General features: G+C 28.0%; 11 protein-coding genes and 1 other annotated feature. Of the genes, 10 read left to right on the top strand and 1 reads right to left on the bottom strand.

Translation table 11 applies throughout. The annotated features are described in order from the left end of the window. The first annotated feature begins 132 nt into the window (after positions 1–132). The 4 genes from hdhA to ACQPUY_RS03085 all read left to right on the top strand — a co-directional run bounded on the left by hdhA (position 133) and on the right by ACQPUY_RS03085 (position 5813). The gene (gene hdhA, locus ACQPUY_RS03100; RefSeq protein ID WP_430839455.1) at positions 133–930 is read left to right on the top strand and encodes a 7alpha-hydroxysteroid dehydrogenase; all 798 of its coding nucleotides are present in this window, start codon (positions 133–135) and stop codon (positions 928–930) included. 107 nt (positions 931–1037) lie between these two features. Then, positions 1038–3224 (top strand): alpha-galactosidase, encoded by a 2187-nt coding sequence (locus tag ACQPUY_RS03095; RefSeq protein ID WP_430839454.1) that lies wholly within the window; start codon positions 1038–1040, stop codon positions 3222–3224. A 140-nt stretch (positions 3225–3364) separates the two neighbouring features. Beyond that, positions 3365–4270: an ROK family protein gene (locus tag ACQPUY_RS03090; protein ID WP_430839453.1), complete on the top strand. Its 906-nt coding sequence runs from the start codon at positions 3365–3367 to the stop codon at positions 4268–4270. Between the two features lie 145 nt (positions 4271–4415). After that, a complete protein-coding gene (locus ACQPUY_RS03085) occupies positions 4416–5813 on the top strand; it encodes a glycoside hydrolase family 1 protein (RefSeq protein ID WP_430839452.1) in 1398 nt (465 codons plus the stop codon). Between the two features lie 185 nt (positions 5814–5998). On the opposite strand, the gene asnB is transcribed toward ACQPUY_RS03085, so the two are convergent. Further along, positions 5999–7588, bottom strand: coding sequence for an asparagine synthase B (gene asnB, locus ACQPUY_RS03080; RefSeq protein WP_430839451.1), 1590 nt, complete (start codon positions 7586–7588; stop codon positions 5999–6001). Positions 7589–7636: 48 nt separating this feature from the next. Continuing rightward, positions 7637–7896 (bottom strand) — a binding site (T-box leader). 164 nt (positions 7897–8060) lie between these two features. Here asnB and ACQPUY_RS03075 point away from each other — a divergent pair. From ACQPUY_RS03075 to ACQPUY_RS03050, 6 genes are all read left to right on the top strand, one after another. Next, a complete protein-coding gene (locus tag ACQPUY_RS03075) occupies positions 8061–8675 on the top strand; it encodes an ECF transporter S component (protein ID WP_430839450.1) in 615 nt (204 codons plus the stop codon). A 167-nt stretch (positions 8676–8842) separates the two neighbouring features. Then, a complete protein-coding gene (locus tag ACQPUY_RS03070) occupies positions 8843–9808 on the top strand; it encodes a tRNA dihydrouridine synthase (protein ID WP_430839449.1) in 966 nt (321 codons plus the stop codon). Between the two features lie 224 nt (positions 9809–10032). Next, complete coding sequence (locus tag ACQPUY_RS03065; protein WP_430839448.1) at positions 10033–11136, top strand: HpcH/HpaI aldolase/citrate lyase family protein; 1104 nt, start codon at positions 10033–10035, stop codon at positions 11134–11136. Next, on the top strand, positions 11126–12319 hold the full coding sequence (locus ACQPUY_RS03060; protein WP_430839447.1) for a phosphoribosyltransferase domain-containing protein: 1194 nt from the start codon (positions 11126–11128) through the stop codon (positions 12317–12319). The genes ACQPUY_RS03065 and ACQPUY_RS03060 overlap by 11 nt, the downstream gene beginning before the upstream one ends. A 209-nt stretch (positions 12320–12528) precedes the next feature. Further along, the gene (locus ACQPUY_RS03055) at positions 12529–13137 is read left to right on the top strand and encodes a nitroreductase family protein (protein WP_430839446.1); all 609 of its coding nucleotides are present in this window, start codon (positions 12529–12531) and stop codon (positions 13135–13137) included. A gap of 149 nt (positions 13138–13286) precedes the next feature. After that, positions 13287–13844, top strand: a complete 558-nt coding sequence (locus ACQPUY_RS03050; RefSeq protein ID WP_430839445.1) for a hydrolase — start codon at positions 13287–13289, stop codon at positions 13842–13844. The last annotated feature ends 5 nt before the right edge of the window (positions 13845–13849 follow it).

Genomic DNA, 13849 nt, shown 5'->3' with positions numbered 1-13849 from the left:
GATAAAAGAGAATAAAGTGGACCTGCCATTTTCTCCTTGGTAAGCGCGTAAGGACAGATACACTAAAAATGATGGCTCAAAGAGGTCTCGACAATTTTTTATTTAATTTTTTGGAAAGAAGGATGTATTTATATGAGATTAAAAGATAAGGTGGTATTAGTTACAGCATCTACAAGGGGAATAGGCTTGGCTATAGTTAAAGCTTGTGCAAAAGAAGGTGCTATTGTATATATGGCAGCTCGTAATTTAGAGAAGGCAGGAGAAGTAGCTAAAGAACTAAATGATGAAGGGTATAGAGTAAAAACTGTATATAATGATGCATATAAAAAAGATACGTATGTTTCTATGATTGAAGAAACTGTTAAAAATGAAGGAAGAATAGATGTTCTTGTTAATAACTTTGGTACTTCTAATCCTAAATTAGATTTAGATATTAAAAATACAAGTTATGAAGAGTATATAAACACAATTGATACAAATTTAGCTAGTGTATTTATATCATCTCAAAAAGCTATAGAATATATGAGTAAAAATGGTGAAGGATCTATAATTAATATATCTTCGATTGGAGGTATAATTCCAGATATTTCACAAATTGCGTATACTACAAGTAAGGCTTCAATAAATTATTTAACTAAACTTATAGCTGTTCAATGTGCTAGGGATAATATACGTTGTAATGCAGTATTACCAGGTATGACAGCTACTGATGCAGTTAAAGGTGCTTTAACTGATGAATTTAAAGAATTTTTCTTAAAGCATATACCTATTAAAAGAATGGGAAATCCAGAGGAAATTGCAGCAACTGTAGTTTATTTTGCAAGTGATGAATCAGCATATACAACAGGACAAATTATAGATGTATCAGGTGGCTTTGGATTAGCAACACCAATATTTGGAGATATGATAAATCTTAAAAATAAAAGATAATTGAGTAATATTATAAAAATATATAAGACATTAATAATAACTATCGTATTAGAGTTACAAAAGCTTTAGCGATAGTTTTTTATTTTCAAGTAGGGGGAGAGATATATATGAGTATAAAATTTATAGAAGAACATAAAGTATTTAAACTTGATGCTAGGGATACATCTTATATTATAGCAATTGTAGATGAGGAAAGGTTTTTAGGTCATGTCTATTTCGGCAAAAAGATAATAGATAACAATATAAATCATTTATTAAGATTAGAAGAACCTCCGTATGTGCCTTCAAAAAATAATCGTGATAGAGTGTCATTTTATGATAGTTTTCCAACAGAATACTCAACATATGGGATAGGTGATTTTAGAGAATCATGCCTTAGAGTAAAAGATAAAAATGGACATACAGCATGTAGGATTCAATATTCTTCTCATAAAATTTATAAGGGAAAGAAAAGTTTAAAAGGATTACCGTCCACATTTGGAGATGATAATAGTTGCACAAGTCTTGAGATAACCTGTTTAGATAATGATTTGAATTTAGAAGTAGTCTTATTATACACTGTTTTTGAAGAGCTAGATGTAATAACTAGAAGTGTGCGTATAAAGAATTGTTCAAAAGATGAAGTATTTCTAACTAAGGTTCTATCTACATGTATAGATTTTGATGGAATTAATTATGATATGATTTCTCTACATGGATCATGGGCAAGGGAAAGGCATATCTCAAGAAAGAAAATAAGCTATGGAAAACATTCCGTTTCTACGATTAGAGGAGAATCAAGTCATCAAGATAATCCATTTATTGCGTTATTAGATAATTCTGCTACAGATGAAAGTGGAAATGTATACGGATTCAATTTTGTTTATTCTGGAAATTTCTTTACACAAGTTGAGGGATGTCAATTTGATACAACTAGAGTAGTTATGGGAATTAATCCAGAAGATTTTTCATGGAAATTAAAAGAGAATGAAGAATTTGTAGCTCCTGAAGTTGTAATGGTATACTCTGATAAAGGTATAGGTAAAATGACAAGAACTTTCCATGATCTATATCGTAATCATTTAATAAGAGGTCAATTTAAGGATAAGAAGAGGCCTATTTTAATAAATAATTGGGAGGCTACCTATTTTGATTTTAATACTGAAAAATTATTATCAATAGCAAAAGAAGCTTCAGAACTTGGTATAGAAATGCTAGTAATGGATGATGGTTGGTTTGGAAAGCGTAACAGTGATAATTCATCATTAGGTGATTGGGTCGTTAATACTGAAAAAATAGAAGGTGGATTAAAAAATCTTGTTGATGAAGTAAATAATTTAGGTATGGAGTTTGGTATATGGATTGAACCAGAGATGATATCTCCAAATTCAGATCTTTATAGAGAACATCCAGATTGGTGTATTCATATAGAAGGTAGAACACCAGCTTTATGTAGAGAGCAATATGTATTAGATTTATCTAGAAAAGAGATAGTTGATTATATTTATGAAAGTGTTAAAAAAGTACTTTCAAGTGCTAATATAACTTATGTAAAGTGGGATATGAATAGACAATTAACTGATTTAGGAAGTATTGCTATTCCTTCTGACCAACATGGAGAAATATTTCATAGGTATGTTTTAGCAGTTTATGATATGATGGATAGATTAACAAATGATTTTCCATATATTTTATTAGAAAATTGCTCAGGTGGGGGAGCTAGATTTGATCCAGGTATGCTATATTATAGTCCTCAAATTTGGTGCTCTGATGATACTGATGCAATTGAAAGATTAAAAATTCAGGAAGGTACAGCAATGGTTTATCCACTTTCTGCAATCGGAGCGCATGTTAGTGATTGTCCAAATCATACAGTAGGAAGAACTACGCCTTTTGAAACAAGGGGATATGTAGCTCTTGCGGGAACTTTTGGTTATGAATTAGATGTGACTAAAATACCGGAAGAAGATAGAAAGATGATTCCAGATCAAATATCTATGTATCATAAATATAATGACTTAGTAAGAACTGGAGATTATTATCGTATAGAAAATTTCTCAAAAAACAATAGTTTTGATTGTTGGGCTGTAGTGTCAAAAGATAAAAGTGAAGTTTTAGTTACATGTATTCAAGTATTAGGAAGGCCTAATTATCATAGTAGAAGAATTAAGTTAAAAGGACTATTAGATAGTAAGATGTATATTAATGAGGAAACTAATGAAGTTTTATCTGGTGGAGCATTAATGTATTCTGGTATTAATGTTAGCTTATATGGAGATTATTCAGGAAAGTTAATTTATTTTAAATTAGCTTAGCCTTAAAAGTATAAGTGTATATAATAATTTAGAATATCTCAAGGCAATCTAATAAATATTTGATTAAAAAAACTCTGATGCTTTTATGTATATGTATTGAAATTAAATCTGAGAAAAAGTTTTTAAAAGGAGAAATCGAAATGAAGAATTATATAGTGTTTGATATAGGTGGATCATCAGTAAAATGGTCTGTAATTAATAATAAAGGAGTTATACTTATTAGTGGTAAAATAGCTATAGCTGAAACAATAGAAGGATTTTTTGAAGAGTTATCTAATAAGGTTAATAATTTAAAGGAAGAATATACTTTGCAAGGTATTGCATTAAGTGCACCTGGTGCAGTAGATAATGAAACAGGAATTATTGGCGGTATGAGTGCATTGCCTTACATACATGGTCCAAATTTTAAAGAAATATTAAATAAGATGACAGGGTTGCAAGCAGAAATAGAAAATGATGCTAATTGTGCAGCATTAGGAGAATGCTGGCTGGGTGCAGCTAAGGAGGAAAATGATTGCGCTTTTGTGGTTTGTGGGACAGGTATAGGGGGAGCATTAGTTAAAGATAAAAAGATACATTCAGGTGTTCATAAACATGGTGGTGAGTTTGGATATTGCTTAGTAGATATAGATGTTTATAATCAAAAATATTTATCATGGAGTATGGCAGGTTCAACTTTTGCAGTTTCAAAGTTTATTGCAGATAGAAAAGGGATAAGTATGGATAACTTTAATGGTATAAAAGCATTTGAGTTATATGATAATGGCGATGAAATAGCAATAGAAGAAGTAAATAGATTTTTTAGATATATGGCTATAGGCATATACAATATTCAATATACTTATGATCCAGAGGTTATAGTTTTAGGTGGGGCTATTTGTGAAAGAAAAGGATTTTTAGATGAAGTAAATAAAAAGATAGATGAAGTTAAGAACTCTAATCCATATGCTACAATAAAACCAATAGTTAGGATTTGTAAATATGGAAATGATGCAAATAAACTAGGTGCTTTATACAATTTTTTACAAAAACAAAATTTAATATAATATAGTAAATAAGCAGTTAATATAAATATATACAAATTAAGAAGTAATATGAAAATATAGTAAGTAAACATTATCATTATATAATAGAAGTATATCTTTTATTATATATAGTTTAATAATTATTATAATCAAAGGAGAGAGAATAATGAGTAATAAGTATACATTCCCAGAAGGATTTTGGTGGGGATCGGCAACATCAGGGCCACAGTGTGAAGGAACATTTAATAAGCCACATAAAAGTGTATTTGATTATTGGTATGAAGTAGAGCCAGAAGTCTTTTTTGATAAAGTTGGACCAGAAGTAACATCAAATTTTTATAATAGTTATAGAGAAGATTTAGCTATGTTGAAAGAAATTGGTTTAAATAGCTTTAGAACATCTATTCAGTGGACAAGACTTATAAAGGATTTAGAAACTGCTGAGCCAGACGAAGATGGAATAAGATTTTATAATGATGTTATAGATGAAACAATAAAAAATGGAATGATTCCTGTAATAAACCTACATCACTTTGATTTACCAGTTGAATTATATAATAAATATGGTGGATGGGAATCAAAGCATGTAGTAGAGTTATTTGTTAAATTTGCTGAAACTGCATTTAAACTATTTTCAGATAGGGTAAAACATTGGACAACCTTTAATGAGCCAATGGTAGTTGTTGAAGGACAATACTTATATCAATTCCATTATCCAAAAGTAGTAGATGGAAGGAAAGCGGTTCAAGTGTTATATAATATAAATTTAGCCTCAGCTAAAGCAATTAAAAAGTTTAGAGAACTTGAATGTGAAAAGGATGGAGGAAGAATTGGTATAGTTCTTAATTTAACTCCAGCATATCCAAGAAGTAATAGTGAAGAGGACTTAAGATCATCTAAAATAGCAGATACTATGTTTAACTATTCATTCTTAGATCCAGCAGTAAATGGAGAATTTCCAAGTCTTTTAGTAGATCTTTTGAATGAAGATGGAGTATTATGGCAGTCTACAGAGGAAGAGCTTAAGATAATAAAAGAAAATAGAATTGACTTTTTAGGTGTTAATTATTATCAACCAAGAAGAGTTAAAGCTAAAGAGAATGAGTTTGATGAATCAAAAGGTTGGATGCCAGAAAAGTACTTTGATTATTATGATATGCCTAATAAGAGAATGAATCCATATAGGGGATGGGAGATTTATCCTCAAAGTATGTATGATATAGCTATAAATATAAGAGATAACTATAATAATATTCCATGGTATATTTCTGAAAATGGAATGGGTGTTGAAGGTGAAGAAAAATATAAAAATGAAGATGGATCAATTCAGGATGATTATAGAATTGAGTTCTTAGAAGAGCATTTACAATATCTGTATAAAGGAATAGAAGAGGGATCAAATTGTTTTGGATATCACTCTTGGACTCCAATAGACTGTTGGTCTTGGAGTAATGCATATAAAAATAGGTATGGATATATTGCATTAGACTTGGATACTCAAAAGAAAACAATTAAAAAATCAGGAAGATGGATTAAAGAAGTATCAAAAAATAACGGATTTTAATATTGATCTTATTTATTGATTTTATATGGAGGAAAAGGTATGAATTAAATTTAGATAGTTATAGAATTTAAATAAATGTAATTAATGAAAAGTATATTTTAAAAAATTTTATATATAAGCATAATGAATGCACACCCATTATTATTTTTAATAATAGATGTGCATTTTATTTACTTCCTTATTACTTATTTGCCACTAGCACCATAGTTTGAGAGAACTCTTGCACTAGGGTCATTTACGTTACAGCCTTCCCAAGACTTATTTGGCATCCAGAAGTCTACAATCATTTCTGCTTGATTTGAATAATATTTTTCAAATATTTCTCTATATAATAGTGATTCCTTTGTAAATGGTTTTGAGTGATAACTATATTTTTCACATAGGTTTTCAAATTCTTCATTAGAGTACTTGGATTCTGCATATTCTTTTATATAATCTACCATTGAATGACCTACAGCATCACTAAAGGCTGCTTTTTCACGATATAAGATATTAAGAGGAAGATAATCACTTTCAAAGGCTCGTCTTAATAAATATTTGCCCATGTTATATTTATTTAATTTCTTTTCTGGATCAATTGCCATAACATATTTTACAAAATCTAAGTCGCCAAATGGTACTCTTGCTTCTAGAGAATTTGAACTTATACATCGATCTGCACGAAGTACGTCATACATAAATAATTCTCTAATTCTTTTTTGTGATTCTTTTTGAAATTCTTCTGCATTTGGAGCAAAATCTGTATATTTATATCCAAATAGCTCATCAGAAATTTCACCAGTTAAAAGTACTTTTACGTCAGAAGTTTCATGTATCTTCTTACAAAGTAAATACATTCCCATGCTTGCTCTTATTGTTGTAATATCATAAGTTACAAGAATTTTAATAACTTCATCTAATGATTCAATTACTTCTTCTTTTGTCATATATAAAGCCTTATGATCACTATTTATATAATCTGCAACTTCCTTTGCATATTTTAAATCAATAGCATCTTCAGTCATACCTATGCAGAAGGTTTTAATTTGTTTTTCAGGATATAACTTTTTAGCCACTGCACATACTAAAGAACTATCTAATCCACCACTTAATAAGAATCCTACAGGTGCATCTGCATCCATACGTTTTTCTATAGCTTTTACTAATTTATCATGAATTTGTTTAAAAATAATTTCTAAATCATCTTTTAAGTATCCACCATTTACTTCACTGATATCACAATAACATGTGAATTCACAATTAGCATAATAATGCCCTGGTGGGAATGGCATAATCTTATCAGATAAACCAACTAAATTTTTTGCTTCACTTGCAAACATAATATTACCTGATTTAGAGTAACCATAAAATAGTGGGCGGATTCCAAGTGGATCTCTAGCAGCAATATAACTGTCTTTTTCCCCATCATAAATGACAGTTGCAAATTCTGCATCTAATTTTGAAAACATATCTAATCCATATTCATAATACATAGGAAGTAGAACTTCACAATCACTATCAGAAATAAACTTATAGCCTTTTTTTATTAGGTCCTTTTTAATTTCATGGAAACCATAAATTTCACCGTTACATATTGCAGCATCTTTATTATTTGTAAATGGCTGCATTCCGTTATTACTTAAATCCATAATAGAAAGTCTTTGAAATCCCAAAATACCAGATGGTAAATCAAAAATCTTTGACATATCTGGACCTCTAGATTCAGTCCTTTCTAATGCTCCTTCAAATTTTTCACGAGTTATGTCTGTTCCCGTATAACACATAATTGTACACATAAAAGTAAGCCCCCTTTTAGATATAAAAATAGCATCAATTCATCTTAATAATAGGACGAATTGATGCTTATCCGCGGTGCCACCTAATTTACCTTAATCGGTCACTTCCCAGCCACTACTGGTATCCAAATAACGCATGGAATACGTCGCTCCTACTTTATCTTAGCCCATAAAAATATATAAGGCTTTTGATATTTCAGTTTGCAGCTACGGAGTGTTATTCAAAAAAGTCCTGCCACTGGATTCACACTATCTCCAGCTCACTGTTAGTGGTTATTTTTCTTACTTCTCTCCATCATTGCTTTTCAATTAATTGTTTTAATTCTAAATTGTGGAAATTGATTTGTCAATATATTTTTATATAAAATATATTAAAAACATTTCATTTACAATTGTATGGGTACAATTGACTTGTTTTCCACTAAGTTGTAAAATTTATTATAAGTTTTATAAATACAAGGGGGTAATTACTTTGAATAATCAAATAAGGTTTAAGAAATTAATTCAAACAGCATTATTAGCAGCATTATGTTTTGTATCATTTACTTATTTACAAATTAAAATTCCACTACCAAGTGGGGATGCAAGTTCAATTCATATTGGAAATGCATTTTGTGTTTTAGCTGCATTATTACTTGGAGGATGGTATGGGGGATTAGCAGGTGCAATAGGTATGACAATTGCAGATTTACTTGATCCAGTATATATAACTGTAGCACCTAAGACATTTATTTTAAAATTATGTATTGGATTGATTACAGGATTAATTGCTCATAGAATTGCGAAAATAAGTGAAAGTAATGATAAAAAATATATTTTTAGATGGAGCATTATTGCATCTATTGGAGGGTTAGCTTTTAATGTAGTAGCAGATCCTATTGTAGGATTCTTTTATAAGCAATATTTATTAGGACAGCCTCAAGATGCAGCTGCTATTTTGGCTAAATTAAGTGCAGTTACTACCTTTATAAATGCAGTAGTTTCTACAATATTAGTAGTAATTATTTATAATGCAATAAGACCAATATTAAAGAAATCGGGTTTATTATTACCAGTAGGAAAAAGTAATACAGAGAGTGCAGTTTAACTAATCATGAAATACTCCTATTATGATAGATAATTTTTTGTTTTATCTATCATAATAGGAGCATTTTTATTTTTTTATTCAGTTTTTTATAAAAAATTTAGAATAAGTGGATGATAAAAAAGAAGGCTGATATAATATTTCTATATTAACTATAAAGGAGATATTAAATGAAATATTATTTAGCACCAATGGAAGGAATTACAGGACACGTATATAGAAATTCTTATGAAAAGTTTTTTCATAATATTGATAAATATTTTACACCTTTTATTGTTCCAACTAGTAGTAAAAGTTTTAAAACTAAAGAATTAAGAGATGTTTTACCTGAAAATAATCAGGGAATGAATATAGTTCCTCAAATACTTACTAATGATTCAGAAGGTTTTATTAATACTGCAATAAAATTACAGCAATTAGGGTATAATGAAGTAAATTTAAATTTAGGATGTCCATCTGGAACAGTTGTATCAAAAGGAAGAGGATCTGGATTTCTAGCTAAAAGAGAAGAACTTGATATTTTCTTAGAAGAGATATATAAGAAAGATGATATAAAAATATCTATAAAAACTAGAATAGGAAAGGATAGTCCAGAAGAGTTTTATGAATTAATTAAAATTTTCAATAAATATCCTATAGAAGAACTTATAATTCATCCTAGAACTAGGCAAGATTTTTATGGAAATAAGCCTAATTTAGAAGTCTTTAAAGACGCAATAAATTTAAGTACTAACCCTATATGTTATAATGGAGATATTTTTACATCAGATGATTATAAAAACTTTATAAAGTCTTTTCCAGAAGTAAATGAATTAATGTTAGGAAGAGGAATACTTGCAAATCCAGGACTAATTAATGAAATAAATAATAATATTGTATTAGATAAAGAATTATTAAAAAAGTTTCATGATGATATTTTATTTAATTACATAGAAGTATTTAAAGATGATAATATTGCTTTATATAGAATGAAAGAACTTTGGGGATATATGATTTATATATTTTCTAATAATAAGAAGTATGCTAAGAAGATAAAGAAGTCACAAAAGTTAAAGGATTATAATGAAGCAGTATTAAATTTATTTAATGAACAAGAAATAGTGAAAGGTGCTGGTTTATTTAGTAATAATAATTAGATATTGAAGGTTATATAGAAAAATGTTTTATAAATTCTATATAACTTTTTTACTTTTTAGGAAATTATAAGGATGTTACCATGTGAATAACTTTTTATAATTTCTTTTTTTAGTTTTTAAATGATTTTAGAATAAAAAGCAATGAATAAAAATATAATACCATATAGCTACCTGAGTTTGAATAAATTAAAAATTGAATTTATTATAAGGGTGAAGGTGTTAATATGAGACATTTAAAAAGTATTAGTAATGATAAATTTTTTAAAGAGCCTCTGGATTTTAATAAATATACTAATAAGGATTTATTAAAATACGCAGTAGGCTCTAATTTATATATGAATGCATTAATGGATATATATAGCAAAATAAAATTAGAAAAAATTAAAGATACTTGTACTATTACAATTTGCTTTGAGGACTCAATAAAAGAAAGTGATGTTGAAGTTGGAGAGGAAAATGTTTTAGATTCTTTAGAAAAATTAAGTTATGATTTAATCAATGGAGATATAAGTAAAAATATACTTCCATTGATTTTTATTAGGGTACGAAGTGTTTCTCATTTTATTAATTTTTCATCTAAGTTATCTAAGGGCCAATTGAAGATAATTACTGGTTTTATATTTCCTAAGTTTAATAAAAAGAATGGAGCATATTATTTAGGACATTTAGAAGCTATAGAAAATGAATTTGCTGAGAAAATTTATGGAATGCCTATTCTTGAGAGTGAAGAAATAGTATATAAGGAAAATAGAACTCAAGAGATTTTATATCTAAAGGAATTAATAGATAGGTATAAAGATTCTATTTTAAATATTAGAGTAGGGGGAACTGATTTTTCTTCAAAATTCGGATTAAGAAGAAGTGTAAGTAGAAGTATATATGATATTGGTGTTATAAATGATTGTCTTTGCGACATAGTAAATATTTTTGGAAGATGTAAAGAGGATTATATAGTCTCAGCTCCTGTATGGGAATATTTTTCATCAGGTATAAATTCTAAAGAAGTCAAAGGACTAATTAGAGAAATAGAATTAGATAAGGAAAATGGATTTTGTGGAAAGACTATTATTCATCCAACTCAAGGAATATATGTAAATTCTTTATATTCAGTAGAGTATGAAGATTATATTGATGCTATAAATATATTAAATAATTCAGAGCTTGGAGGAGTCTTTAAGGGATATAGTAATAATAAAATGAATGAAATCTCACCACATTATAATTGGGCAAAAAGAATTGGAAATAGAGCAAAGATTTTTGGTGTTTTGAATAAAGAAATAAGTTATTATGATTTATTTAGTAAGGTAGGAAGTAAAATTGAAGATTAATATAAAAGAGAATGTTTATGACTTAAATTTAGATGATTTAGTTTCTATAGGTTATAGAGATAATAATAGTAAAAGAAATTTTTTATTTATTAGTAAGGTTTTAGGTAAGCATATAGAAGTAAAGCCAAATATATGTAGAGTTACTGGCTTTTTATTAGTTTCGACTATTTTAGGGACAACTAAAGAGACAAGTATCTTAATTAATTATATAAAAAATTATAAAGATAATGATATTAATGTTAATGAGGTTATGAAGTTAACTTATAGAACTAATGAAAAATTAGTAGTTATAGGATTTGCAGAAACAGCTACAGGCATAGGAATGTCAGTAGCATCGGCAATAGAAAATTCTTATTATGTTACAACTACAAGAGAAAATATTGAAGGAATAAAGTCATTTCTTAACTTTGAAGAAGAACATTCACATGCAACTACCCATAAATGTTTTCCAGAGGATATTTATAAATTAAGAGAGGCAGATAGAATAATTTTAGTTGATGATGAAATTACTACTGGAAAATCTATGTTAAATATAATAAAAGAATTAAAAAGAAATACAGGTGTTAGAAAATATGAAATTTTAACTATTTTAGATTGGAGAAACATAGAGTATAGGGATTTATATAAAGATTTTATAAGAAAGAATAAAGTAGAAATAGAAGTTAGAGCTTTAATATCAGGAGATATTGAGGTAGAAGATAATAATGTTTATTGTTATAAGAAAGAAAATTTATTATCTGAAAAAATGAATGTGAATTATCTAAATATATTAAGTAGAAAAGGACAATATCTAAAATTTACAGGTAGATTTGGAGTAGATTTTGATGATATAAAAAAAACTGAGGAAGAGTGTATTAAAGCAGCAAATAAAATTCAAGAAATAATAGGAGATAATAAAAAGATATTAGTGCTAGGGCATGGAGAAAATATATATATTCCATCAAGAATAGCATCATATTTAGAAGGAGATGTTTACTTTAAAAGTACAACGAGAAGTCCTATTTATTGCAGTGATGAAAGAAGTTATTTAATTAATGAAAGAAGTATTTTTTATCATAATGGAGTTAAATATTATTTTTATAATAAATCCAGAATAGAAGAAAATTATGAGAAAGTAATTTTAATTACAGAAGATGATTTAGATATAAAGCTAACTAACAATTTAATTATAGTAAAACCATAAATATAAATATAAATTTAAATTACAATAATTATTAAATAATATTAATATTATTGTAATTTAAAATAAATAGTATTATAATTATATTAATGAGAATTAATATCAATTAATATCTATTTTCAATAATATAATAAATAGTTATTTTATAGTTATAGTATAGTTTCATTGTTAGATATCTAACAAATTAAGAAAAATACGGTTTTATATAAGTAATGAATATATGTAAAAAGGAAGGAAAGATGAATATGACAGTAGAATATCCTATGTCAAAATTAATAAGTGAAAGAAGAACAATAAGAAAGTTTAAAGAAGAGTCTGTATCAACAGAACTATTAAGTGATTTATTAGAAGTTGCAAGCTGGGCTCCAAATCATAAATTAAGAGAGCCGTGGAGATTTATTATTTATAATGGACAAGGTACTAAAGAATTAGCTGATGTAATGGCAGAGGTGATATCAAAGGGAGGAAAAATGAAAAAGAGCCCAGAGGAAATGAAAAATTATTTTCTTTCAATTCCAGCACATATTCTTGTAGTAATGCCTGAAGATCCAAATCCTTTTATTAGAGAAGAAGATTATGCAGCTACTAGTGCATTAATTCAAAATTTCCAACTTGCAGCATGGGAAAGAGGTATAGGTGTATTCTGGAAAACTGATTCATACCTTACTTTACCATATTTTAGGAAAAGGGTAGGGGCTAAGCCAGGAGAGAAGATTGCAGCAATTCTACATGTTGGATATCCAGATATGACTCCTAATGCACGTCCAAAAACTTCAATATCTGAAAAAATTACAGTAATTGATGGTAAGAATGAAAAATAAATTAACATAAAAGTGAAATATAAAAATATAATGGCTAGAATTGTAATAAAACAGTTCTGGCTATTTTTGTATTTACTGTTAAAGTGTTATAATTAATATTATTTAAGATTAATGCTTAGATAAATTTAATAAGGGGAGGAGGAGCATTTATGACGAGTAACATTTCAAGAGAAGAGGCATGGAAGCTATTAACCGAGTATAATGAAGAAAAATTTCATAGACAACATGCAGAAACAGTAGAAGGCGTAATGAAGTATTTTGCAGAAAAATTAGGCTATGGAGATGAAAAAGAAGTCTGGGGAATAGTTGGACTTCTTCATGATTTAGATTTTGAAAAATTTCCTGAGGATCACTGTATAAAAGAACAGGAAATCATGAGAGAAAGAGGAGTATGTGAAGAAATTATACATGCTACAGCAAGCCATGGTTATGAAATTACAGTGGATATTAAACCAGAACATAAAATGGAAAAAGTACTTTATGCTGTTGATGAATTAACAGGACTAATAGGAGCAGTAGTACTAATGAGACCTTCAAAAAGTGTTCAAGATTTAGAATTAAAGTCTGTTAAGAAGAAATATAAAAGTAAGGGATTTGCTACTGGATGTTCAAGAGATGTAATTGAAAGAGGAGCAAATATGCTTGGATGGGAATTAGACTATTTAATAAATGAAACAATTCTAGCTTTAAGAAGTATAGAAAAATAAACAGA

The sequence above is a fragment of the Clostridium nigeriense genome, assembly GCF_050585245.1.
GTDB lineage: Bacteria > Bacillota > Clostridia > Clostridiales > Clostridiaceae > Clostridium > Clostridium nigeriense_A.
The sequence above is the reverse complement of the archived record's forward strand: the minus strand, read 5'-3'. Positions and strand labels throughout refer to the sequence as shown.